At 65.8% G+C, this 22,206-nt stretch carries 21 protein-coding genes and 3 tRNA genes; 16 read left to right on the top strand and 8 right to left on the bottom strand.

All coding sequences use genetic code 11. The features are described 5' to 3' along the window. Positions 1 to 12 precede the first annotated feature (12 nt). On the bottom strand, positions 13 to 1,188 hold the full coding sequence (locus tag ACFWCF_RS10445; protein WP_378560598.1) for an MFS transporter: 1,176 nt from the start codon (positions 1,186 to 1,188) through the stop codon (positions 13 to 15). 112 nt (positions 1,189 to 1,300) lie between these two features. Between ACFWCF_RS10445 and ACFWCF_RS10440 the strand changes: the two genes are divergently transcribed. From ACFWCF_RS10440 to ACFWCF_RS10420, 5 genes are all read left to right on the top strand, one after another. Then, positions 1,301 to 2,077 (top strand): fumarylacetoacetate hydrolase family protein, encoded by a 777-nt coding sequence (locus ACFWCF_RS10440; protein ID WP_378489741.1) that lies wholly within the window; start codon positions 1,301 to 1,303, stop codon positions 2,075 to 2,077. An 84-nt stretch (positions 2,078 to 2,161) separates the two neighbouring features. Beyond that, the gene (gene gltX / locus ACFWCF_RS10435) at positions 2,162 to 3,634 is read left to right on the top strand and encodes a glutamate--tRNA ligase (RefSeq protein WP_378560595.1); all 1,473 of its coding nucleotides are present in this window, start codon (positions 2,162 to 2,164) and stop codon (positions 3,632 to 3,634) included. A gap of 219 nt (positions 3,635 to 3,853) precedes the next feature. After that, a tRNA-Gln gene (locus tag ACFWCF_RS10430) sits at positions 3,854 to 3,925 on the top strand. Between the two features lie 85 nt (positions 3,926 to 4,010). Further along, positions 4,011 to 4,086: transfer RNA gene (locus tag ACFWCF_RS10425), tRNA-Glu, on the top strand. A 90-nt stretch (positions 4,087 to 4,176) separates the two neighbouring features. Then, positions 4,177 to 4,249: transfer RNA gene (locus ACFWCF_RS10420), tRNA-Glu, on the top strand. A gap of 51 nt (positions 4,250 to 4,300) precedes the next feature. Here ACFWCF_RS10420 and ACFWCF_RS10415 read toward each other — a convergent pair. The 4 genes from ACFWCF_RS10415 to ACFWCF_RS10400 form a co-directional block, all read right to left on the bottom strand. Continuing rightward, complete coding sequence (locus ACFWCF_RS10415) at positions 4,301 to 4,468, bottom strand: DUF5302 domain-containing protein (RefSeq protein ID WP_378489743.1); 168 nt, start codon at positions 4,466 to 4,468, stop codon at positions 4,301 to 4,303. Between the two features lie 67 nt (positions 4,469 to 4,535). Continuing rightward, on the bottom strand, positions 4,536 to 5,048 hold the full coding sequence (locus tag ACFWCF_RS10410; protein WP_378560592.1) for a pyridoxamine 5'-phosphate oxidase family protein: 513 nt from the start codon (positions 5,046 to 5,048) through the stop codon (positions 4,536 to 4,538). A gap of 30 nt (positions 5,049 to 5,078) precedes the next feature. Then, complete coding sequence (locus ACFWCF_RS10405; RefSeq protein WP_378560589.1) at positions 5,079 to 5,894, bottom strand: SDR family oxidoreductase; 816 nt, start codon at positions 5,892 to 5,894, stop codon at positions 5,079 to 5,081. 51 nt (positions 5,895 to 5,945) lie between these two features. Then, entirely contained in the window at positions 5,946 to 6,647 is a 702-nt protein-coding gene (locus ACFWCF_RS10400; RefSeq protein ID WP_378560586.1) for an IclR family transcriptional regulator, read from the bottom strand. A gap of 129 nt (positions 6,648 to 6,776) precedes the next feature. On the opposite strand from ACFWCF_RS10400, the gene leuC reads away from it, so the two are divergent. The 3 genes from leuC (at position 6,777) to ACFWCF_RS10385 (ending at position 9,746) form a co-directional block, all read left to right on the top strand. Next, entirely contained in the window at positions 6,777 to 8,195 is a 1,419-nt protein-coding gene (gene leuC, locus ACFWCF_RS10395) for a 3-isopropylmalate dehydratase large subunit (RefSeq protein WP_378560583.1), read from the top strand. A gap of 24 nt (positions 8,196 to 8,219) precedes the next feature. Continuing rightward, on the top strand, positions 8,220 to 8,816 hold the full coding sequence (leuD, locus tag ACFWCF_RS10390) for a 3-isopropylmalate dehydratase small subunit (protein WP_378489748.1): 597 nt from the start codon (positions 8,220 to 8,222) through the stop codon (positions 8,814 to 8,816). Between the two features lie 168 nt (positions 8,817 to 8,984). Beyond that, positions 8,985 to 9,746, top strand: a complete 762-nt coding sequence (locus ACFWCF_RS10385) for an HU family DNA-binding protein (protein WP_378560580.1) — start codon at positions 8,985 to 8,987, stop codon at positions 9,744 to 9,746. 184 nt (positions 9,747 to 9,930) lie between these two features. Here ACFWCF_RS10385 and ACFWCF_RS10380 read toward each other — a convergent pair whose 3' ends face one another. From ACFWCF_RS10380 to cofC, 3 genes are read right to left on the bottom strand one after another with little or no spacing between them, the layout of a single operon-like run. Beyond that, positions 9,931 to 10,944 (bottom strand): NUDIX domain-containing protein, encoded by a 1,014-nt coding sequence (locus ACFWCF_RS10380; RefSeq protein ID WP_378560577.1) that lies wholly within the window; start codon positions 10,942 to 10,944, stop codon positions 9,931 to 9,933. Between the two features lie 11 nt (positions 10,945 to 10,955). Next, on the bottom strand, positions 10,956 to 13,148 hold the full coding sequence (locus ACFWCF_RS10375; RefSeq protein WP_378560574.1) for an RNA degradosome polyphosphate kinase: 2,193 nt from the start codon (positions 13,146 to 13,148) through the stop codon (positions 10,956 to 10,958). A gap of 36 nt (positions 13,149 to 13,184) precedes the next feature. Then, positions 13,185 to 13,859: a 2-phospho-L-lactate guanylyltransferase gene (gene cofC, locus ACFWCF_RS10370; RefSeq protein WP_378560571.1), complete on the bottom strand. Its 675-nt coding sequence runs from the start codon at positions 13,857 to 13,859 to the stop codon at positions 13,185 to 13,187. Between the two features lie 165 nt (positions 13,860 to 14,024). On the opposite strand from cofC, the gene ACFWCF_RS10365 reads away from it, so the two are divergent. Genes ACFWCF_RS10365 through rsfS form a run of 8 tightly spaced genes read left to right on the top strand, consistent with a single transcriptional unit; the run spans position 14,025 to position 22,144 of the window. Then, entirely contained in the window at positions 14,025 to 15,023 is a 999-nt protein-coding gene (locus ACFWCF_RS10365) for an NAD(P)H-dependent glycerol-3-phosphate dehydrogenase (protein WP_378560568.1), read from the top strand. Between the two features lie 5 nt (positions 15,024 to 15,028). Next, a complete protein-coding gene (locus tag ACFWCF_RS10360) occupies positions 15,029 to 16,153 on the top strand; it encodes a cystathionine gamma-lyase (protein WP_378560565.1) in 1,125 nt (374 codons plus the stop codon). A gap of 53 nt (positions 16,154 to 16,206) precedes the next feature. Next, a complete protein-coding gene (locus tag ACFWCF_RS10355; RefSeq protein ID WP_378560562.1) occupies positions 16,207 to 17,313 on the top strand; it encodes a D-alanine--D-alanine ligase family protein in 1,107 nt (368 codons plus the stop codon). Positions 17,314 to 17,371: 58 nt separating this feature from the next. Continuing rightward, positions 17,372 to 18,667, top strand: coding sequence for a glutamate-5-semialdehyde dehydrogenase (locus ACFWCF_RS10350; RefSeq protein ID WP_378560559.1), 1,296 nt, complete (start codon positions 17,372 to 17,374; stop codon positions 18,665 to 18,667). Positions 18,668 to 18,702: 35 nt separating this feature from the next. Beyond that, positions 18,703 to 19,599 carry an AAA family ATPase gene (locus ACFWCF_RS10345; protein ID WP_378560556.1) on the top strand — a complete coding sequence of 299 codons (897 nt, stop codon included), beginning with the start codon at positions 18,703 to 18,705 and terminating at the stop codon, positions 19,597 to 19,599. 1 nt (position 19,600) lies between these two features. Further along, positions 19,601 to 21,049, top strand: coding sequence for a VWA domain-containing protein (locus tag ACFWCF_RS10340; RefSeq protein ID WP_378560553.1), 1,449 nt, complete (start codon positions 19,601 to 19,603; stop codon positions 21,047 to 21,049). Positions 21,050 to 21,068: 19 nt separating this feature from the next. Continuing rightward, complete coding sequence (nadD, locus tag ACFWCF_RS10335) at positions 21,069 to 21,749, top strand: nicotinate-nucleotide adenylyltransferase (RefSeq protein ID WP_378560550.1); 681 nt, start codon at positions 21,069 to 21,071, stop codon at positions 21,747 to 21,749. Beyond that, positions 21,746 to 22,144 carry a ribosome silencing factor gene (rsfS, locus tag ACFWCF_RS10330; protein WP_378560547.1) on the top strand — a complete coding sequence of 133 codons (399 nt, stop codon included), beginning with the start codon at positions 21,746 to 21,748 and terminating at the stop codon, positions 22,142 to 22,144. The genes nadD and rsfS overlap by 4 nt, the downstream gene beginning before the upstream one ends. Positions 22,145 to 22,206 lie beyond the last annotated feature (62 nt).

Raw genomic sequence — 22,206 nt, 5'->3', positions numbered from 1 at the left:
CCGCGCACGACGTCAGTCCTGTCCGGGCACCACCGGTACCGCTGCCGCAGGGGCGATCGCGGAGAGCGCGAACGCTGCGGGAAAGCCGACCGCGGCGATGAGAGCACCGAACACTGGGCCCACAGCGGCGGCGAAGACGAACTGGCCGGTGTTCTGGACGCCGAGCGCCCGCCCACCCCAGTACGGTCCGGCGATCTCGGCGACGGCGGTGAACGCAAGGCCGTTGGGACTCGACGAGGCGACCGACGCGACGAGCAGCACGGCAACGGCGACGGGGGAGTCCGTGAGCGAGGTCGCCGCGAGCGCCACCATCGACGCCGCAGTGATCATCGACACGATCCGCAGCGGACCCAACCTGCTCCCGACGCGATCCGACCACGCTCCCACGGCGACCCGGCCGAGCGCGCCGAGGACTTGTGCCGCGGTGATCACAAGTCCGGCACCGGTCTCGTCCCAGCCGCGGTCGACGATCAACCACACCAATGCGTATGTCCACACGACGTATTGAGGAATCACCAACAGGATCGATGCGACGTGGATGCGGGTCAGCGCAGAGCCGGCCCGGTACGGATTCGCCAACGCTCCGGTGCGCGCGGCCTCGGCCCTGTCAGGACGTGGCGGGTCGACGATCCCGACCGCGCACGCAACAGCGGCGACGCCGCACACGATCGCCGGAAACGCCAGGGCCCAAGCGATTCCGTGGTCACGCGCCAGCTGCGGCATGACCAGCGCGGAGGCTGCAACCCCGAGTGGCACCGACATCTGGCGAATGCCCATCGCGAGCCCGCGCTGATGCACCGGAAACCAGCCGACGACCACGCGTCCGCTGGCGGCGTTGGCACTCACCGCGCCGGCGCCGCCGCACGCGAGCAGCACCGCGAGGGCGGCCGGTGACGTGGTGAAGGTCGCGCCTGTGACCGCGGCGGCGGTGATCGCCATGCCGGCGGACAGGGCGAGGCGTTCGCCGAAGCGATCGGCAACGGCGCCCCATGCGACGAGGGTGAACATTCCGCCGAACAGCGGTGCAGCGGCGAGGGTTCCCGCTTGCGTCAGGGTGAATCCGGCCTCGTTGTGCCAGGTCGGGATGAGGAATGCGGCACCGTTGACCACTGTTGCCTGCGCGGTCTGGGCGAAGACACCCAGCGCGAGGATCAGCCATCGTCGGTTCCCGATGGTGAGCGTATCCATGCAATCTCACTATCTGAGAATGTGATCCCGTAGTTTGAAACTTGGGGGGAACTCTATACCGAGAGGGCCTGCGCGTCGATCGGGGAGAGTCGGCGCCCGATAGACTCGCCGCATGCGCCTTGGTCGAATCGCAAGTCCGGACGGTGTCGCTTTCGTCAGCATCGAAGGGGAGGGGGACTCCGTGATCGCCAAGGAGATCGCCGAGCACCCGTTCGGCACTCCCACCTTCACCGGCCGGAGCTGGCCACTCGCGGATGTGCGGCTGCTCGCACCGATCCTTGCGAGCAAGGTGATCGCGGTCGGGCGCAACTACGCGGCCCACGCGGCGGAGTCGGGCAACGAGGTGCCCGACGAGCCTGTGATCTTCCTCAAGCCCAACACATCCATCATCGGTCCCGGCGTGCCCATCGTGATTCCGCGGAACTCCTCGGTGGTGCACCATGAAGCAGAGCTCGCGGTGGTCATCGGACGACCGTGCAAGGACGTCACCGCGGCGAAGGCACGCGAAGCGATCCTCGGGTACACGGTCGCCAACGATGTGTCCGCCCGCGACCATCAGGCGAAGGACGGTCAGTGGGCCCGCGCCAAGGGGCACGACACGTTCTGCCCTCTCGGCCCCTGGATCGAAACCGACCTCGACGCCTCCGACCTCGAGATCTCTGCGGAGGTCAACGGGCAATCTCGTCAGCGCAGCCGCACTTCGATGATGGTGCACGACATTCCGGCACTCGTGGAATGGGTCTCGGCGGTCATGACATTGCTGCCGGGCGACGTGATCCTCACGGGCACGCCGGAGGGCGTCGGTCCGATCGAAGCCGGCGACACCGTCTCGGTCACGGTCGAGAAGATCGGCACGCTCACCAACCCCGTGGTGACGAAGGGCGCCTGAGCTGTCGGTCCGCCGTTCCTGCGGTGTGGTCGGAGACTAACCTGAGAGGGTCTTGATATCCCGTCCCTCGACCCGAGTGAGCCGATGACCACCAGCGAAGTTCGCGTCCGTTTCTGTCCGTCCCCGACCGGTACCCCGCACGTCGGCCTCGTGCGTACCGCCCTGTTCAACTGGGCATTCGCACGACACCACGGCGGGGCGTTCGTCTTCCGTATCGAGGACACCGATGCGGCCCGGGACAGTGAGGAGTCGTACCAGGCGATACTCGACGCGTTGCGCTGGCTCGGGCTCGAATGGGATGAAGGGCCGGAGGTGGGCGGCCCGTACGAGCCATATCGTCAGTCGCAGCGACGGGATCTGCACCTCGACGTCGTCGCGAATCTCCTCGCGGCCGGTGAGGCGTACGAGTCGTTCTCCACCCCGGAAGAGGTCGAGGAGCGGCACAAAGCAGCCGGTCGCGACCCCAAGCTGGGATACGACAACTTCGACCGCGACCTCACCGCCGAGCAGCGGCAGGCCTACCTCGACGAAGGCCGCAAGCCGGTCGTGCGACTCCGGATGCCTGCCGACGATCTGCGCTGGAACGACCTCGTGCGCGGTGAGACGACATTCAAGGCGGGCACCGTGCCCGACTTCGCGCTCACCCGAGGCAACGGCATCCCGCTGTATACGCTCGTCAACCCCGTCGACGACGCCCTGATGAAGATCACCCATGTATTGCGCGGTGAGGATCTGCTCTCCTCGACGCCCCGTCAGCTCGCGTTGTATTCCGCACTGCAGCGCATCGGCGTGGCCGACTTCACTCCCGAGTTCGGGCACCTGCCGTTCGTGATGGGCCAGGGCAACAAGAAGTTGTCCAAGCGCGACCCGGAATCGAACCTCTTCCTCCATCGAGACCGCGGGTTCATTCCGGAAGGGCTGCTCAACTATCTCGCGCTCCTCGGCTGGGGGCTCGCCGACGACCGCGACGTGTTCTCACTCGACGAGATGGTCGCAGCATTCGATATCTCCAAGGTCAACTCGAACCCGGCCCGGTTCGACCAGAAGAAGGCCGACGCGATCAATGCCGAGCACATCCGGTTGCTCGAGCCCGCAGACTTCGCGGCGCGCCTGAAGGCCTTCCTCGTCGAACACCAGCACATCACCGCGGATGTGGACGATCAGCTCTTCGCTGTGGCAGCCGATCTCGTCCAGACCCGCATCGTCGTCCTCAGTGACGCATGGGGTCTGCTGAAGTTCCTGTTCGTCGACGAGGCGGACTTCGAACTCGACGAGGCGTCCGCGGCGAAGAACCTGAAGGAAGATGCCGCTGCGGTCCTCGACGCGACGATCGCGGCGGTCGAGGGCCTCGACGCGTGGACCACCCCGGAGCTCGAGGGGGCGCTCAAGGCGAAGCTGATCGACGAGTTGGGTCTCAAGCCACGGAAGGCGTTCGCGCCCGTTCGCGTCGCCGTGACGGGCTCGCATGTGAGCCCGCCGCTCTACGAGTCGATGGAACTGCTCGGTCGCGAGCGGTCACTCGCGCGCCTGCGGGACGCTCGCGCCACCATCGCCTGATTGGACCTGTCCTGATCGGGTCACGCTACGAGGAGGGCGCTCGCCATCACGGCGGGTGCCCCCCTCGCTTCCGCGCCGGGTGACCGGCCGGGTCGGAGCTGCACGAACTTATAGCGCTGACCAGGCGATTTGTAGTTCTGCACCCCCATGGTGTTAATCTTCTTCTCGGTTCGGAACGGAGGCCGAGCGCGAACAGCGCAGGCCGAAGTAACAGACCATTGGGGTATGGTGTAATTGGCAACACAGCTGATTCTGGTTCAGCCATTCTAGGTTCGAGTCCTGGTACCCCAGCTGCGGTGCGGTGGCTTGCTATCGCATCCCGGTCAGTTTAGGCTGGCTGAGCTTCCTTCGGGAGGTGCAAACAGAAGAAGATCCTGGCCCCGTCGTCTAGCGGCCTAGGACGCCGCCCTCTCACGGCGGTAGCGTGGGTTCGAATCCCATCGGGGCTACCATGGATCTCCTCCGACTTTCGGGTCGGAGGGATTCTTCTTCTGTAGGGTTCGATCTCCGGAAACGGGCCGATCGAGTCCGGACAAGTTCCTGGCCCCGTCGTCTAGCGGCCTAGGACGCCGCCCTCTCACGGCGGTAGCGTGGGTTCGAATCCCATCGGGGCTACATCGAAAGAAGACCCTCCGGAAATCCGGAGGGTCTTCTTCGTTCTCATGATCAGCCACTCTTGCGCCGGAATTGACGATGGTGGTCTGTGTTGGCGTGCGGCCCGTTGGCCTTCGACGTCGCGTCGAGATGCGCGGTTCCGCTGCCCTTGCTCTGCTTCTTGCGTTCGAGTGCCGCGAGGAACTCTTCTTTGATGCGTTCTTTTGCCGGGTCGGTCATGTTCGTACCTCCCTCCTGTTGGTGAATGTAGCGCGACGGGTGCCGGCCTGTCGCGTGAATTTCGACGTCAACGATCGGCGCGCGGTAGATGCGCGGCGGTCGTGCCACCGAGCGCGATGGCGGGTATGCCGAGCTTGCGATGGTCCCAGGACCGAACGCGTTGTGGCATCACGCGTACCGCCACCCTCTTGTGCATCATCTGTTCCACGGCGGGGCGCATCTCGTCCGTGTACGGGCCGGTGTAGCGCTCCCAGACGTCTCGGCAGACGTCGAACAGCACGTCATGATCTTCGACGATCTGGGCGCGACCTTCGAGCGAGACGCCGCGCAATTGATCGTAGGTGTCGCCGGCTTCGACAAGTGCGGTGATGCGATCGTCGCGACGGAGATTCACGACCTTCTGCGACTTCGCCTTCGTCTCGAACCAGATCTCGCCGCCGAGCACGGCGTACCACATGGCCACCAGATGCGGTGTACCCTGCGGTCCCAGCGAGGCGAGTGTGGCCACGCGGCTGTGGTGGAGGAAGTCGCTGACTTCTGGCTCGGTCATTGCGATTTCTGCTCGGCGGTTCGTTCCCATGGGCAGAACTGTGACACACCTCGCAACAGGTCACCAACGCGACCGTCGGAAGCCGCCCTCCGAATCGATGACCTGACCCACGACCCATCTGCCCTCGTCCGAGACGAGCCACGCGATCAGTCTCGCAGGGTCGTCGGGTTCGCCGAATCGTTTCTGAGGAAACGCCTCCAGCACTGCCCGGAGTGTCTCTTCGTCACAGTCGCGCGTGTCGGGGGACAGATATCCCGTGTTCACCGGACCCGGATTGACAGCATTGAGCAGAATCTTCCGGTCGAGCAATTCGTCGGCGACGGTCGGTAGTGCCCCGGCGAGAGCCGCTTTGGCCGTCGCGTAGGCGACTTCGCGACGCATCGGTCCGAGCTGCTGTCCGGATGTGAGCCACACGACGCGACCGCCCGTTCGCCCGTCGTGGCGACGTGCGAATGCGGCAGTGAGAAGTAGGACCGACCGTGCGTCCACCTGCCAGTGGACGTCCAACGTTGTGGTGTCGAGTTCGAGCAGTGCGCCGTCGCTGCCGCTGTGGGCGTGGTTGCACACCAGGATGTCCACGTGTCCGAACGCGTCGGTGGCCCTGTCGAGAAGCGGTTCGATGACGCCGGGATCGGAAAGATCGGCGGCGGTGTGGTGGATGCGGACGCCCGGTGCTGCGCTCGCCCGGATCTCGGACACCACCGCGTCGAGATCGTCTGCTCCCCACGGCTGGTCGAGATCGTGATCGCGGAAATGGGTGAGGAAGACGTGCGCGCCTGCCGCCACGAGCTTACGGGCGATCGCACAACCGATACCGCGGTGACGGCTCACGCCGGTCACGACAGCCACGCGGCCTTCGAGCCCAGGGGGATACATGGCGCTGATGGAACGGTATGGATGTGCAGAACGCAAACGAATTTCGGCGGACTACAAACGTTTGTGCAATGCCTCGGCGGCGGCGAGCAGGTCGGCGGCCCAGCGGGAGCCCGGTCGGCGGCCCATACGGTCGATGGGGCCGGAGACCGAGATCGCTGCCACCACCGCGCCATTGCCGTCGCGCACGGGCGCGGCCACGGAGGCGACGCCGGGTTCGCGTTCGGCTGCGCTCTGCGCCCAGCCGCGTCGGCGGACCTCGGAGAGCACGCGCTCCCCGAATGCGGCGTCAGGGAGGAGGGTGCGCTGAGTGGCCGTATCGGCCCACGCGAGCAGAACTTTGGCTCCGGATCCGGCGGTCATGGGCAGGCGTGCGCCGACGAGTACGCTGTCGCGCAGGCCGGTCGGAGGTTCGAGAGCGGCGATGCAGACGCGTTGGGTGCCGTCCCGGCGGTACAGCTGCACGCTCTCCCCGGTGATCTCGCGCAGCCGGGGGAGGACGAGAGAGGCTGCCTCGACGAGCGCATCGCCTGCGCCTGCGGACAGTTCGGCAAGGCCGGGGCCCGGCCGCCATTGGCCGTCGCCGTCGCGCATCAGCAGGCGGTGGACCTCGAGTCCGACTGCGAGGCGGTGTGCTGTCGCGCGCGGTAACCCGGTACGCGCACACAACTCGTTGAGGTTGCACGGTTGTTCGGCCACCGCATGGAGGACCGTCATCGCTTTGTCCAGCACCCCGATCCCGCTATGCTGTCTCATAGGTCGATACCTCCGTCTCGCATATTGGGAAGCATAGCGCATCCCGTTCGCGGCGGAAACGGCACCAGACGCGACTCGGACGGCCCCGAGATCCGGGTTCGCGTACGGCACGTACGACAGGTGGAGAGAATGGCTGGAAAGACTCTGGCAGAAAAGGTGTGGGACCAGCACGTGGTTGTGCGCGGTGAGGGAGAGGGAGCGGCGCGTGAGCCCGACCTGATCTACATCGACCTGCATCTCGTACACGAGGTCACCAGCCCGCAGGCGTTCGACGGTCTGCGGCTGGCAGGGCGAGGAGTGCGGCGTCTCGATCTCACGATAGCGACCGAGGACCACAACGTCCCGACGATCGATATCGACAAGCCTATCGCTGACCCGGTGTCGCGCACGCAGGTCGAGACGTTGCGCCGCAACTGTGAAGAATTCGGCGTGCGGTTGCATCCGATGGGAGACCTCGAGCAGGGCATCGTGCACGTGGTCGGGCCGCAACTCGGATTGACCCAGCCCGGCATGACGGTGGTGTGCGGCGACAGCCACACCGCCACTCACGGTGCGTTCGGCTCGATCGCGATGGGAATCGGCACCAGCGAAGTCGAGCACGTACTGGCGACCCAGACGTTGTCGCTGCGGCCGTTCAAGACGATGGCGATCAACGTCGACGGCGAACTGCCGCCAGGAGTCACGAGCAAGGATCTGATTCTCGCGATCATCGCGCAGATCGGGACCGGAGGCGGGCAAGGCTACGTGCTCGAGTACCGCGGCGAGGCTATTCGCGGGCTGTCCATGGAATCTCGGATGACCATCTGCAACATGTCGATCGAGGCCGGCGCACGAGCCGGGTTGATTGCACCCGACGAGATCACCTACGAGTTCCTCGAGGGGCGTCCGCATGCACCGCAGGGCGCCGACTGGGATGCCGCGGTGGCCGCGTGGGAGCAGCTGAAGACCGACGAGGACGCAGTTTTCGACGCCGAGGTGCACATCGATGCCAGTGTGCTGACGCCCTTCGTCACGTGGGGAACCAACCCGGGTCAGGGTCTTCCGCTGGGCGCGTCGGTGCCGGTGCCGGACGAGATCGCCGACGAGACGGAGCGTCACGCAGCCGAGAAGGCCGTGCGCTACATGGACCTCGAGCCCGGTATGCCCTTGCGAGAGATCAAGATCGACACCGTGTTCGTCGGGTCGTGCACCAACGGCCGCATCGAAGACATGCGTGCGGTCGCCGACATTCTGAAGGGCCGCAAGGTCGCTGAGGGCGTTCGGATGCTCGTCGTTCCCGGATCGATGCGTGTTCGTGCTCAGGCCGAGTCCGAAGGTCTCGGCGAGATCTTCGTTGCGGCAGGTGCAGAGTGGCGTCAGGCCGGCTGTTCGATGTGCCTGGGCATGAACCCCGATCAGCTTGCGCCGGGCGAGCGTTCCGCATCGACGTCGAATCGCAATTTCGAAGGCCGCCAGGGCAAAGGTGGGCGAACGCACCTCGTGTCCCCGCCTGTGGCCGCCGCCACTGCCGTTCGCGGCACGCTGTCCGCCCCGGCGGATCTGGACTAGAGCACGGGACGAGGAGAGAATTCGATGGAAGCCTTCACCACTCACAAGGGCATCGGCGTTCCGCTGCGCCGATCCAATGTCGATACCGATCAGATAATCCCCTCGGTGTACCTGAAGCGAGTTACCCGCACGGGATTCGAGGACGGACTGTTCGCCGGGTGGCGCACCGACCCGGCATTCGTCCTCAACACCCCGCCGTTCGATCGCGGCAGCGTCCTCGTTGCCGGCCCGGATTTCGGAACGGGGTCCTCTCGAGAGCATGCCGTCTGGGCTCTGTCCGATTACGGTTTCCGGGTAGTGATCTCGTCACGCTTCGCCGATATCTTCCGCGGCAACGCCGGAAAAGCCGGAATGCTCGCCGCTCAGGTAGGCCAGGACGACGTCGAATTGCTCTGGAAACTCATCGAACAGCAGCCGGGACTCGAACTCGAAGTGAGTTTGGAGAACCGAACTGTGACCGCCGGAACAACCGTGGTGCCGTTCACCATTGACGACTACACGCGGTGGCGTCTGATCGAGGGCCTCGACGACATCGGGCTGACATTGCGCCAGGTAGAAGCGGTTTCCGAGTACGAGAAGGCAAGGCCTTCTTGGAAACCACGCACCCTTCCGGCGCCCTGACAAAGGCCTCCGGGGGGCTATTCGGGCCCGAGCCGAAGCGCTTTTCGGCTCGGGCCCGCCCACGTATTTGCATGAGAATTGGCGTGGCACATAGACTCTTGACCGTTTGCGGGGCTACCGTGGACTCGAGTCGGTCTGACGGTGGACCGTGATATGCGGAGGAAATCAATGAACAAGGCAGAATTGATCGACGTTCTGACCGAGAAGCTCGGTTCGGACAGGCGCACCGCAACGGAGGCTGTCGAGCACATCGTCGACGCGATCGTTCGCGCCGTGCATGCCGGCAACAGTGTCACCATCACCGGATTCGGTGTGTTCGAGCAGCGTCGTCGCGCGGCTCGTGTTGCTCGAAACCCGCGAACTGGCGAGACCGTCAAGGTCAAGCCGACGTCGGTTCCGGCATTCCGCCCGGGTGCTCAGTTCAAGGCAGTCATCGCTGGAACGCAGAAGCTTCCCGCGAGTGGCCCGGCCGTCAAGCGCGGTGCCGCTGCAGCAGTGAAGAAGTCCGCTGCCGCGAAGAAGGCTGCGAAGAAGACTGCTGCGAAGAAGACCACCGCGGCCAAGAAGACCACCGCGGCCAAGAAGACCACCGCGGCAAAGACCACGGCGGCCAAGAAGACCACCGCGGCGAAGACCACGGCGGCCAAGAAGACCACGGCGGCAAAGAAGGCTCCGGCCAAGACCACCGCCACCGCGGCCAAGAAGACCACCGCGGCAAAGACCACGGCGGCCAAGAAGACCACGGCGGCAAAGAAGGCTCCGGCCAAGACCACCGCCACCGCGGCCAAGAAGACCACCGCGGCGAAGAAGGCTCCGGCCAAGACCACCGCCACCGCGGCCAAGAAGACCACCGCGGCAAAGAAGACCACGGCGGCCAAGAAGGCTCCGGCCAAGAAGACCACGGCTCGCAAGACCGCGGCCAAGAAGTAGGTCTGCTCGATATCTGATCGACCCGTGTACTACGGGCCGAGTACTTCGGCGGCTACCGGAATCTCCGGTAGCCGCCGAAAGTGTGTCTTATGTAGGCAAGGATCGGTTTCGCTGTGCTCGATCCTGGCAGTGCTCGAAACCCGACAGTGCTCGAAACCCGACAGTGCTCGAAGCCCGACAGTGCTCAGGTTTGATCGGCAGCCAAGGGACTGTCGATGTACTCGGCCGCCACCAGTCGCCCATCGTCGAACGACAGAACCCACGTGCTTGCCTTGCGAGTACGCCCCTCAGGCAGATCGAATCCCCACTGTTCCGACCACCACTGCAGTAGATCCGGAATCACACCGCCCTGGCTGCACAAGACCGGGACCTCCCCGTTCTCGATGATGTCCGCGATCCGTTTGTGGGCGAGCGCGGGGTCGGCTGTGTAGTCTTCTTCGGACAGCGAAGGTTCCAGCGCGATGTCGAGGTCGAGGAGATCGGCGAGCGGTTCGATTGTCTGGACGCACCGGGCGCGGTCCGGGGAAAAAAGGGCATCGGCACCGAAAGCAGACAGCTGGGGCACCAGCGCCGCGGCCTGGGCAACTCCCTTGTCATCGAGTGGGCGGTCCCGGTCCTCACCCTTGTAGGCCTTGCGACTACCGGCTTTCGCATGCCGCACCACGAGCACCGTCCGGGTATCAGCCGGCAACTCCATGAATCGGCGCAACACCGTGTGGTCCATCGAATACGACAACTCGCCGAAAGCAGCGTCGGGCGAAACCCATCGGAGGACATCCACTTCGTCGTTCGCGACGAATTCGCCGGACTCACACCGCGCCGCCCAGTAATCGACCAACTTGCGTTGGGAGGTGGCCTTTCCGGTCGCTTCGCTCGCCGCGGTGGCCTTTCCCGTCGCTTCGCTCGCCGCGGTGGCCTTTCCCGTCGCTTCGCTCGCCCCGGTACCCGGCACGGGATATACCACCCTCCCGAGGCCTCGCCCGAGCACCGCTCGGAAACCGGTCTCCTCCTCGGTCTCCCGGAGCGCCGCAACGATCGCCGTCTCCCCAGGATCGAGCTTGCCCTTCGGCAGGGTCCAATCGTCGTATCTCGGTCGGTGCACCAGGGCGATCTCGATGCCACTCCGACCAGGCCTCCACAGCACCGTTCCCGCCGCGAAAATGTCCTCGGGCGATGATGTACTCGACGTTTCGGTCACCTGTTCTCCATTCACGAGGTGCGCATCCGCATGAGCTCGACCTGATGATCCCGTGCGGCGGACCCCGGCGCAGGGCTCGCGGACCAGGCACCGTCGGATTCCAAGGTCCAGCATCGGGTTGCGGGATCCAGCGCGGAGTCGAAGATCTGGCCCAGCTGCAAGCAGAGTTGGGGATCCTTCACCTGAGCCATCACTTCGACGCGGCGGTCGAGATTGCGATGCATCATGTCGGCACTGCCGATCCAGAACTCGTTGCTACCGCGGAGATGGAGGAGTCGGGAATGTTCCAGGAAGCGTCCCAGAATCGATCGCACGGTGATGTTCTCGCTCAGTCCCGGAACACCCGGTTTGAGTGCACAGATACCGCGAACGACGATCTCTACGGAGACACCCGCACAGGACGCACGGTACAACGCGTCGATGACCTGTTCGTCGACGAGCGCGTTGGCCTTGAGGCGGATCCCGGTGGGCTTGCCCATCGCATGATGCTCGACCTCGCGTTCGATGCGCTCGATGATGCCCTTGCGTACTCCGTGGGGAGCGACGAGGAGATTGCGGTACTGCGCCTTTCGGGAGTAGCCCGTGAGAGTGTTGAACAGATCGGTCAGGTCGGCACCGATCTCGGGCGAACACGTGAGCAGCCCCACATCCTCGTACAGCCGAGCAGTTTTCGGATTGTAGTTGCCGGTGCCGATGTGGCAGTAACGCCGAATCGTGGAACCCTCACGGCGGACCACGAGTGAGGTCTTGCAGTGGGTCTTGAGGCCCACCAGTCCGTACACCACGTGCACGCCCGCCTGTTCGAGCTTGCGTGCCCACTGAATATTCGCCTGCTCGTCGAACCGCGCCTTGATCTCGACGAGTGCGACGACCTGTTTGCCGGCCTCTGCGGCGGCGATGAGCGCGTTGACGATGGGGGAGTCGCCGGAGGTGCGATACAGCGTCTGCTTGATCGCCAGCACCTGACTGTCGGCGGCGGCCTGCTCGATGAATCGCTGCACGCTCGTCGAGAACGACTCGTACGGGTGATGGACGAGCACGTCACCTTCGCGCAGCGTCGAGAACACGCTCTTCGGGGTTTCACGTTCGCCGAATGCAGGGTGCGTCGCGGGCACAAACGGGGCGTCTTTGAGATCCGGACGGTCCACGGCATGCACCTGCCAGAGACTGGACAGATCGAGCAGACCCGGCAGCTGCACCACATCGGACGGATCGACATCCAGCTCACGCAACAGTAATTCGAGCATGTGCTCGGTCATGTCGTCGGACACCTCGAGGCGTACCGGGGACCCGAAACGGCGACGCGCGAGTTCGCGTTCGAGGGCCTGAAGCAGATCTTCGTCGCGATCCTCCTCGACGTCGAAATCCGCGTTACGCGTGACCCGGAAGGCGTGGTGCTCGACGACTTCCATTCCGGGGAACAGGACGTCGAGGTGCGCCGCGATCAGTTCCTCGAGGGGAAGGAAGGCCGGGATCGCGGTGGAAGCGTCGACCTGGTCGACCCGGACATACCGGCCGACGTTGTCGGGAACCTTCACACGCGCGAAATGCTCTCCCGCGGAATTGAGGTCCTTCACGGTGACAGCGAGATTCAGGCTCAACCCGCTGATGTACGGGAACGGATGAGCGGGATCGACGGCGAGGGGCGTGAGGACGGGAAAGATCTGCTCGGCGAAATATCGGGTCAACCGTATCTTCTGGTGCTCGTCCAGATCGGACCAACGGATGATCGAGATACCTTCGGCGGCAAGGGCCGGGAGCACCGACTCCAGAAAGACCTGGGCCTGACGGCCGGCGAGTTCCTGTGTGCTCGAGGCGATGAGTGCGAGCTGTGCCCTCGGTGACAGGCCGTCGGCGGATCGTACCGACAGTCCTGTTTCCGCGCGGCGTTTGAGGCCTGCGACGCGCACCATGTAGAACTCGTCGAGATTGGATGCGAAGATCGCAAGGAACTTTGCTCGCTCGAGCAGAGGTATCGACTTGTCCTCTGCGAGGGCGAGCACACGCGCATTGAAATCGAGCCAGCTCAGTTCCCGGTTGAGATAACGGTCCGCGGGGAGCCCATCCGTGCTGAGTGCGCGATGCTCGGCCGCGGCGGGCGGTGCAGCGGGTGTGGCGGTGCCTCGCACAGGTCGGGTAACGGCGCGGGCCGGGACTGCATCTTCGGGTCCGACGTTCGAGTCGGTGGTATGGCCGTGGGTCACTACTTCATTGTTGCAGGAACATCGTGGCACCGTGACTCAGCGGCGGACACCAGGTGCTCGTTCCGGAAGCAGGAATCCGATCCGGTCGAGGACCCGACTCGTGGCGTCTCCGGTGCCGAGTCGGACGGCGGCCTCGAGGTCGTCGAGGGTGTCGACATCCAGGCGCAAGCCGTCCAAGGGGTCCGTCAGTGCCCGTGCTCCGGATCGGATGTGCCGTCGTGCGGATTCGATGCCGAACATCGGCTCGAGTGGACGATCCGGTCTGCACTGGAACAACGCCGACGTTCCGTCGCCGGTGTGATCAACGACGATCGCCGTGCCGAACGACCGCGCTTCGGTGAGTGCGGTCGTGAGTTCCGGCGAGCGCAGCGCCGGAAGGTCCGCCTGGAGGGCGACGAGATCGATTCCCGGCGATTGCGCGCGAATGCGTCTCGCGGCCAAGTCGAGCGCTGTATTGAGAGGGTCCGACTCGCCACGATGTGCCGGATCGGGCAGAACCTGGGCGCCGTGCGCGAACGCGACCTCGGTGGCGACCGGATCCGACGTCACGACGGTGGCAACCGTTTCGGGCACGCCCAGGACCGCGCTGACGGTGTCGATGAGCATCGCGATCACCAGGTCGGAGCGTGTGGACGGTTCGAGGGCGTGCGCGAGCCGCGTCTTCGCCAGGCCCAAGGCCTTGACGGGGACGAGCACGTGCACAGCGGTCATGCCCCGGATTCTGCCAGTTCCGCGGCCGGATGCATTCCGGAGTCCCGTCGCGCGGTGCGGGCACCCCGGCTTGGGCGATACTGGACGCACCCGTGGTGGAGACGCACGCGGCGGGGACTGTGATGCGACGTGACGACAGCACAACGAGACGATGAGGGGAACCGTGTGACCAAAGCGGCGATTCTGGGGGCGGGTTCATGGGGGACGGCGTTCGCGAAGGTTCTCGCCGAGGCGGGTACCGATGTGACCGTCTGGGCTCGCCGGGAGGAGGTGGCGCGATCCATCCACGACCGGCACGAGAATCCGGACTATCTTCCCGGTATCGAGTTGCCTCCGACCTTGTCGGCCACCGCCGATCACCGGGTGGCGCTCGACGGCGCCGATTTCGTCGTACTCGCGGTCCCGTCCCAGACGCTGCGGGTCAACCTCGCGCAGTGGCGGGACGACATCGCGTCCGACGTGACGCTGCTCAGTCTCGCGAAGGGGATCGAGAGCGGCACCCTGATGCGGATGAGTCAGGTGGTCGGTCAGGTCACCGGAGCAGACAGGAATCGGATCGCGGTGCTGTCCGGACCGAACCTCGCACGCGAGATCGCCGTGGGTCAACCCGCTGCCACCGTGATTGCGTGCCCCGAGTCGACCCGCGCCATGCAGATCCAGAAGGCATGCGCCACAGGATATTTCCGTCCGTATACGAATACGGATGTGATCGGGTGTGAGATCGGCGGCGCGTGCAAGAACGTCATCGCGCTTGCCTGCGGCATGGCGGTCGGTGTGGGTCTCGGGGAGAACACGGTTGCGAGCATCATCACCCGAGGTCTGGCCGAGATCATCCGTCTCGGAACCGCACTGGGGGCCAAGCCGGCGACCTTGGCCGGCCTGGCTGGGGTCGGAGACCTTGTCGCCACATGCGCGTCGCCGCTCTCGCGCAACCGGACCTTCGGTGAGCGCCTCGGTCGGGGCGGGACACTCGAGAGCGCACAGGAAGCCACGCACGGTCAGGTTGCCGAAGGTGTCAAATCCTGCACCTCGGTGCGGGAACTCGCCGCCAATTACGACGTCGAGATGCCCCTCGCGGACGCGGTGCATCGCGTGTGCCACGAGGGGATGTCGGTTCAGGATGCGATCGGTCTGCTTCTCGGTCGCCGTGTGAAGCCCGAGTGATCCCGATGCCCGGTGATTCGACTCGTTGCGTGAAAGCTGTTGCTGTAGAGGGTGTTCCAGGTGAACCTCTGCAGCCGGGTCCGGTATTCGCGGCACCGTATCGTCTCGGTGAGGACGAACTCGCCGACGTGGACACCTACGCGCGGGCGTCGAATCCCGGGTGGCGTGACCTGGAACGGGCACTCGCGGCCCTCGAGGGTGCGTCCGCGGCCCGTGTCGTCGGCTCCGGAATGTCCGCGATCACCGTCGCGCTCCGGGCGCTCGCGCGCCCCGGCGGGGTGGTCGTGGTCCCGTCGGACGGGTACTACCAAGTGCGCATGTATGCGCGCGACTGCCTCGCGCCGTTCGGTGTGAACGTGCACGAACTGTCGGTGCGCGAGTTCGGCGACGGCACCCTCGGCGCCGTGCTTGCGGACGCGCCCGCGGGGGCGGTGGTCCTCGTCGAGACTCCGTCGAATCCGGGACTCGACACCGTGGATCTCGCGGCGACCGCGGCGACGTGTCGTGCGGCCGGTGCGCTCCTGCTCGTCGACAACACCACGGCCACCCCACTCGGTCAGCAACCACTCGACCTCGGGGCCGACGTCGTGGTGGCCAGTGGCACCAAATCGCTCAGCGGACACAGTGATCTACTGTTCGGGTACATCGCCGTGCGCGAGGACACATTTCTCCCGCCGCTCGATCGTGAGCGGCTGCTGTCGGGGACCGTGCTGGGCCCGTTCGAGACCTGGCTCGCCCATCGCAGCCTGGGGACGGCGGGTCTGCGCTTCGAGCGGCAGTGCGCGAATGCACTGGCGATCGCGCGGATGCTGGCAGAACATCCTGCGGCCGCATACGTGCGTTATCCGGGTCTGCCGACCGACCCCGCGTACCCGGTCGCGTCCGCGCAGATGCGCAGGTTCGGCCCCCTCGTCACCTTCCGGCTCGACGGCGCCGACGACGTCCATCGCTTCGTGCGGTCGTCGGAGCTGATCGTCTCCGCAACCAGCTTCGGAGGAATCCACACCACGGCAGACCGGCGCGCCCGCTGGGGCGACGCGGTCGCTCCGGGGTTCGTGCGCCTGTCGTGCGGTATCGAGGACACCGAGGACCTTCTCGCCGATCTTGATGTGGCGCTGCGAGCCTCGTGAACGACGGGAAACCGGCTGGGGCGAAGACCGCCCTTACCGGTACGGTGTGTCCCGTGAGTAACCCCCGCATCCGGGTGGCTGTCGTGTTCGGCGGCCGCAGCAACGAACATTCCGTCTCCTGCGTATCGGCAGGAAGCGTCCTACGCAATCTGGATCCCGACCTCTACGAAGCCGTCCCGATCGGGATCACCGTCGACGGATCCTGGGTACTCGCACACACCGACCCCGAACAGCTCGTCATGGCCGGGCGTGAACTGCCGGTGGTCGACTCGACCGGGTCCTCGTTGGTGCTCACCGCCGATCCGACCCGCAGCGGCGACCTCGTCGCCCTCGGCGAGGGTGAATTCGGCGAGGTCCTCTCCTCGGTCGACGTCGTGTTCCCCGTGCTGCACGGCGCCAACGGCGAGGACGGCACGATCCAGGGGCTGCTCGAACTCGCTGGAATCCCGTACGTGGGCCCGGGGGTGCTCGCCAGCGCCGCCGGCATGGACAAGGAGTTCACCAAGAAGCTGCTCGCCGCCGAGGGTCTTCCGGTCGGATTCCAGGTGATACTCCGACCCGGCACCGCGACGCTCACCGGCGAGCAGAAAGACCGTCTGGGTCTGCCCGTGTTCGTCAAGCCCGCACGCGGCGGATCGTCGATCGGTATCAGCCGTGTCACCGATTGGCCGGCATTCGATGCCGCGGTGGCAAAGGCGCGCAGGCATGACCCGAAGGTCATCGTCGAATCGGCTGTCGTCGGCCGCGAGGTCGAATGCGGTGTTCTCGAGTTCCCGGACGGGGACGTCCGCGCCAGTGTCGTCGCCGAGATCCGGATGCCCGATGCCTCGGGCAATCACGAAGCGTTCTACGACTTCGACACCAAGTACCTCGACGACGTGTGCGAATTCGATGTCCCGGCCAAGCTCGACGACGACGTGTCCGACGAGATCCGCGACCTGGCGGTGCGCGCATTCCGTGCGCTCGACTGCCAGGGGCTCTCGCGTGTGGACTTTTTCGTCACCGAGAACGGACCGGTGATCAACGAGATCAACACGATGCCCGGGTTCACCTCGATCTCGATGTATCCGCGGATGTGGGAGGCTGCAGGCATCGACAACCGTGAGCTCGTGTCCACCCTGATCCGCACGGCTCTTGCGCGGGGCACCGGGCTGCGCTGAGCTCGCCGCGCACCGAGCTGCCTGTCGGCTCGGTCACCATCGCGACTACGCTGTGGCCATGACTGCCGTGACCCCTGACTCCACCGCATCCGATTCCGCGGAAGCCCAGGCGATCGACACTCGCGAGGCGGTGCGCGCTGCCGCCCGCGGCGCCCGTGTCGCCTCCCGGCGTCTCGCCCTCCTCACGACCGCGCAGAAGGATGCCGCATTGCACGCGGCCGCCGATGCGATTCTCGCCGCGTCGGACGCGGTGCTCGCGGCCAACACCGCCGATATCGACGCCGCGCGTGCGGGCGGCACGGAGGAATCGCTCCTCGACCGGCTGCGTCTGACCGAGGCCCGCATCGAGGGCATCGCATCAGGCCTGCGTCAGGTCGCCGGACTGCCCGACCCGGTCGGTGAAGTCGTGCGCGGAAGCGCTCTGCCGAACGGACTCGAACTCCGCCAGCTCCGCGTGCCACTCGGCGTGGTCGGCATGGTCTACGAGGCACGCCCGAACGTCACCGTCGACGCGTTCGGACTCGCCCTCAAGTCCGGAAATGCAGCTTTGCTGCGCGGCTCGTCGTCCGCGGTCCACTCGAACACGGCGCTCGTCGAGGCGCTGCGAGGTTCGCTCACCGCTCAGGGACTGCCCGAAGATGCCGTGCAATTGTTGCCGAGCGCCGATCGGTCGTCGGTGACGCACTTGATCCAGGCACGAGGACTCGTCGACGTGGTGATTCCGCGCGGCGGCGCCGGCCTGATCTCAGCCGTGGTCCGCGACGCAACGGTCCCCACCATCGAAACCGGCGTGGGCAACTGCCACGTCTACATCCACTCCGCCGCCGATCTGGTGATGGCGGAGAAGATCGTCGTCAACGCCAAGACCCGCCGCCCCAGCGTGTGCAACACCGCCGAGACGATCCTCGTCGACAAGGCCATCGCCGACACCGCCGTCCCGAAGTTGCTGCAGGTCCTGCAGTCGCACAGTGTCACGGTCCACGGCGACCTGCCCGGACTCGTCCCCGCAACGGAGAACGACTGGGCCGAGGAGTATCTCACCCTCGATGTGGCGCTCGCGGTTGTCGACGGTCTCGATGCCGCGGTGGATCACATCGACCGGTACGGCACCGGCCACACCGAGGCCATCGTCACCGCCGACCTCGCCGCGGCTCGTGAGTTCACCGCGCGGGTCGATGCGGCGGCAGTCATGGTCAATGCCTCCACCGCATTCACCGATGGTGAGCAGTTCGGGTTCGGTGCGGAGATCGGAATCTCCACCCAGAAGCTGCACGCCCGTGGCCCGATGGGCCTGCCCGAACTGACCTCCACCAAGTGGGTGGTGTGGGGCGACGGCCACACGCGCCCCGCCTGACGCCCCGCCTGATCAGCACGACGAAAGGACACAGCGTGGATCGTGCGCTGCCGACCACTCCGCCGATCTTCGCGGACGTCCAGGATGTGATCGACCGGCTCGCCGAGACGGGATACCTCGCCGACAAGGCGACCGCCACGTCGGTGTTCCTCGCCGACCGGCTCGACAAGCCGCTCCTCATCGAAGGCCCCGCCGGTGTCGGCAAGACCGAGCTGGCGCGCGCAGTCGCACAGACCTCCGGTGCCGAACTGGTCCGGCTGCAGTGCTACGAGGGCGTCGACGAATCCCGCGCGCTCTACGAGTGGAACCACGCGAAGCAGATCCTGCGCATCCAGTCGGCCGGAGCGAACGCCGCGGCAGGCGAATCGTGGGATTCGACCAAGGAGGACGTGTTCTCCGAAGAGTTCCTGCTGTCGCGTCCGCTGCTCACCGCCATCCGGCGCGACGACCCGACCGTTCTGCTGATCGACGAGGTCGACAAGGCCGACGTCGAGATCGAGGGGCTGCTCCTCGAGGTGCTCAGTGACTTCGCGGTGACAGTTCCCGAACTCGGCACCATCCGGGCCTCCCGCAAGCCGTTTGTGGTCCTGACCTCGAACGCGACCCGTGAATTGTCCGAGGCTCTCAAGCGCCGGTGCCTGTTCCTTCACCTGGATTTCCCGGACGCCGACCTCGAACGACGCATTCTCGCAAGCCGGGTCCCCGAGCTGTCCGAAGCGGTTGCCGAACAACTCGTCCGTACCGTCCACGTGCTGCGCGGTATGCAGCTCAAGAAGGTGCCCTCGGTCGCCGAGACCATCGATTGGGGCCGGACGCTCCTAGCGCTGGGTATGGACACCCTCGACGATGCGGCCGTACGCACCACCCTCGGTGTCGTCCTCAAGCATCGGTCCGATCAGGATCGTGCGGCAGCCGAGCTCCGGTTGAACTGACATGGCAGGGGCACCGACATCCGGTTCGGGCGGAACGCTGAAGGCGCCGCACGGAATTCCCGGTCATCTCGTCGGATTCGTCGAATCGCTGCGGCGGCGCGGCATCGCGGTGGGTCCGTCCGAAACCGTCGACGCGGGCCAGGTCATGACGGTGATCGACCTGCTCGACCGAGAGATGCTGCGCGAGGGTCTGGCGTGCACGTTGCTGCGCCGGTCCACCCACCGGCCGACCTTCGATGCGCTGTTCGATCTGTGGTTCCCGGCGGCGATCGGGCGACGCGGTGCAGACGGCGCCGAGTTCACATTGCCGCGCACGCCGTCCGGCGAAATCGATCTCGAGGCCGTGCGCGACCTGATCGCGGAGCTCCTCGCCGACGATTCTGCGGAGGCACTCGCCACGACCGAGATGCTCACCGCACAACTGGTCGAAGAGCTCGGGCAGTACAAGTCGTCGAACGGACCGTCCTTCTCGGCATACCAGACGCTGCGCGACGTCTCTCCGGAAACCTTGCTCACCCGGATTCTCGAGGGGCTCCTCGGCAATGCTTCGCGCGACGAGCGCGACTCCGGTGATTACGAGACCGAGGTCGCGAGGCAGACCGCGGCACGACGGATCGCTGATTTCCGGGCGATGATCGAACGCGAGACCCGCAGGCGCACCGCCGAACAACTCGGTCGCGAGCGGGTGGAGAAGTACGGGGTTCCGAAACTCGCGGAAGAGGTGGACTTCCTGCGTGCTTCCGACACGGAGCTCGTAGCGTTGCGTCGTCAGGTCATGCCGCTCGCGCGGCTCCTCGCAAGCCGGCTCGCGGCACGCCGGCGCCGGAGCCGAGCCGGTGCCATCGACCTGCGGCGGACGCTGCGTAAGTCGATGTCGACGGGTGGGGTGCCCATCGATCTCATCAACCGCAAGCCGCGCCCGGCCCGGCCGGAACTCGTCGTGCTGTGCGACGTCTCGGGTTCGGTCTCGGGGTTCTCTCACTTCACATTGCTGCTCGTGCACGCGCTTCGCGAGCAGTTCTCCCGCGTCCGGGTGTTCGCGTTCATCGACACCACCGACGAGGTGACCCATCACTTCACGGCAGGCATCGACCTCGGGACAGCGATGTCGCAGATGCTGCGCGAAGCGGAGCTGATCACGTACGACGGCCACTCCGACTACGGCAATGCCTTCGCCACCTTCAACGAGAAACACGCCCACAGCCTCACCAGCCGCAGTTCCCTGCTGATTCTCGGCGATGGGCGGAACAACTATCGCAACCCCAACCTCGACGCCCTCGGTCACATGGTCCAGGTGGCGCGGCACGCGCACTGGCTCAACCCCGAGCCGCGGGGGCAATGGGGCTCCGGAGATTCGGCGGCGCGAGTGTACGGCGAGGTCATCACTATGCACGAATGTCGCTCGGCGAAACAGTTGGCCGAGGTGGTGGCCGCTCTGCTGCCGGTCTGACCACGTAAGCTGGACAACCGTGCCTCAGCCATCCGACCGATACCCGGTGTCCCCGCGGCGCCTGGGCGTCATGGGCGGTACCTTCGACCCTATCCACAACGGGCACCTCGTGGCCGCCAGCGAGGTCGCCGACAGGTTCGGCCTCGACGAGGTGATCTTCGTACCGACCGGGCAGCCCTGGCAGAAAACCGGACGTCAGGTCAGCGCCGCGGAAGACCGGTACCTCATGACCGTGGTCGCGACAGCGTCCAATCCCCAGTTCACCGTCAGTCGCGTCGATATCGACCGCGGCACCGCGACCTACACCGTCGATACCCTCCGCGACCTGCGGAAGAAGTATCCGGAAGCGGAGCTGTACTTCATCACGGGCGCCGATGCGCTCGCATCGATCCTGTCGTGGCAGGACTGGCCGACGTTGTTCGATCTCGCACGTTTCGTCGGGGTGTCCCGCCCCGGCTACGACCTCAGCGTCGAGCACCTGGCACCGCACCTCGAAGGGCTTCCCCCCGAGGCGGTGAGCCTCGTCGAGATCCCGGCGCTGGCGATCTCCTCGACGGACTGCCGCACTCGAGTCCACAATCATCGTCCGGTCTGGTACCTCGTTCCGGACGGTGTGGTGCAGTACATCAGTAAGCGTCACCTCTACGTGGACGCACCATCATCGAACCTTTTGAACACCGAGAGAAAGAGCACCCAGTGAGCGCAACGGCAGAAGCCCTCGAGATGGCCCGCATCGCGGCCCTCGCCGCAGACGAGAAGCTCGCGACCGACGTCGTGGTGCTCGACGTGTCGGAGCAGCTGGTGATCACCGACTGCTTCGTTATCGCCTCGGCGCCCAACGAGCGCCAGGTCAACGCGATTGTCGACAACATCGAAGAGAAGCTGCGCGACGCCGGCCACAAGCCCGTCCGTCGGGAGGGCACTCGTGAGGGCCGATGGACCCTGCTCGACTACATCGACGTCGTCGTGCACGTCCAGCACGAGGAGGAGCGGAATTTCTACGCCCTCGAACGTCTGTGGAAGGACTGCCCGACGGTGCCGGTCGACGGCGTCGCCGGACCGCGTTCGGCCACGGACAATGCGGAGGGTGAGTGAGTGCGCCGGTGCGGGTGCGGCGGCTGATCCTGCTGCGCCACGGACAGACCGAGTACAACGCG

Origin of the sequence: Rhodococcus sp. NPDC060090 (assembly GCF_042729855.1) — a bacterium.
In the GTDB taxonomy this organism is placed as follows: domain Bacteria; phylum Actinomycetota; class Actinomycetes; order Mycobacteriales; family Mycobacteriaceae; genus Rhodococcus.
This window is presented reverse-complemented; position numbering and strand designations above follow the sequence as displayed.

Bases quoted from the DNA above. Each gene is read 5' to 3' on its own strand.
- ACFWCF_RS10410 (WP_378560592.1), bottom strand. From the start codon at position 5,048: ATGGGAACGAACCGCCGAGCAGAAATCGCAATGACCGAGCCAGAAGTC.
- ACFWCF_RS10445 (WP_378560598.1), bottom strand. From the start codon at position 1,188: ATGGATACGCTCACCATCGGGAACCGACGATGGCTGATCCTCGCGCTG.
- cofC (WP_378560571.1), bottom strand. From the start codon at position 13,859: ATGACCGCTGTGCACGTGCTCGTCCCCGTCAAGGCCTTGGGCCTGGCG.
- ACFWCF_RS10440 (WP_378489741.1), top strand. From the start codon at position 1,301: ATGCGCCTTGGTCGAATCGCAAGTCCGGACGGTGTCGCTTTCGTCAGC.
- ACFWCF_RS10385 (WP_378560580.1), top strand. From the start codon at position 8,985: ATGAACAAGGCAGAATTGATCGACGTTCTGACCGAGAAGCTCGGTTCG.
- leuD (WP_378489748.1), top strand. From the start codon at position 8,220: ATGGAAGCCTTCACCACTCACAAGGGCATCGGCGTTCCGCTGCGCCGA.
- ACFWCF_RS10340 (WP_378560553.1), top strand. From the start codon at position 19,601: ATGGCAGGGGCACCGACATCCGGTTCGGGCGGAACGCTGAAGGCGCCG.
- ACFWCF_RS10405 (WP_378560589.1), bottom strand. From the start codon at position 5,894: ATGTATCCCCCTGGGCTCGAAGGCCGCGTGGCTGTCGTGACCGGCGTG.
- ACFWCF_RS10360 (WP_378560565.1), top strand. From the start codon at position 15,029: ATGCCCGGTGATTCGACTCGTTGCGTGAAAGCTGTTGCTGTAGAGGGT.
- gltX (WP_378560595.1), top strand. From the start codon at position 2,162: ATGACCACCAGCGAAGTTCGCGTCCGTTTCTGTCCGTCCCCGACCGGT.
- leuC (WP_378560583.1), top strand. From the start codon at position 6,777: ATGGCTGGAAAGACTCTGGCAGAAAAGGTGTGGGACCAGCACGTGGTT.
- ACFWCF_RS10350 (WP_378560559.1), top strand. From the start codon at position 17,372: ATGACTGCCGTGACCCCTGACTCCACCGCATCCGATTCCGCGGAAGCC.
- ACFWCF_RS10415 (WP_378489743.1), bottom strand. From the start codon at position 4,468: ATGACCGACCCGGCAAAAGAACGCATCAAAGAAGAGTTCCTCGCGGCA.
- ACFWCF_RS10400 (WP_378560586.1), bottom strand. From the start codon at position 6,647: ATGAGACAGCATAGCGGGATCGGGGTGCTGGACAAAGCGATGACGGTC.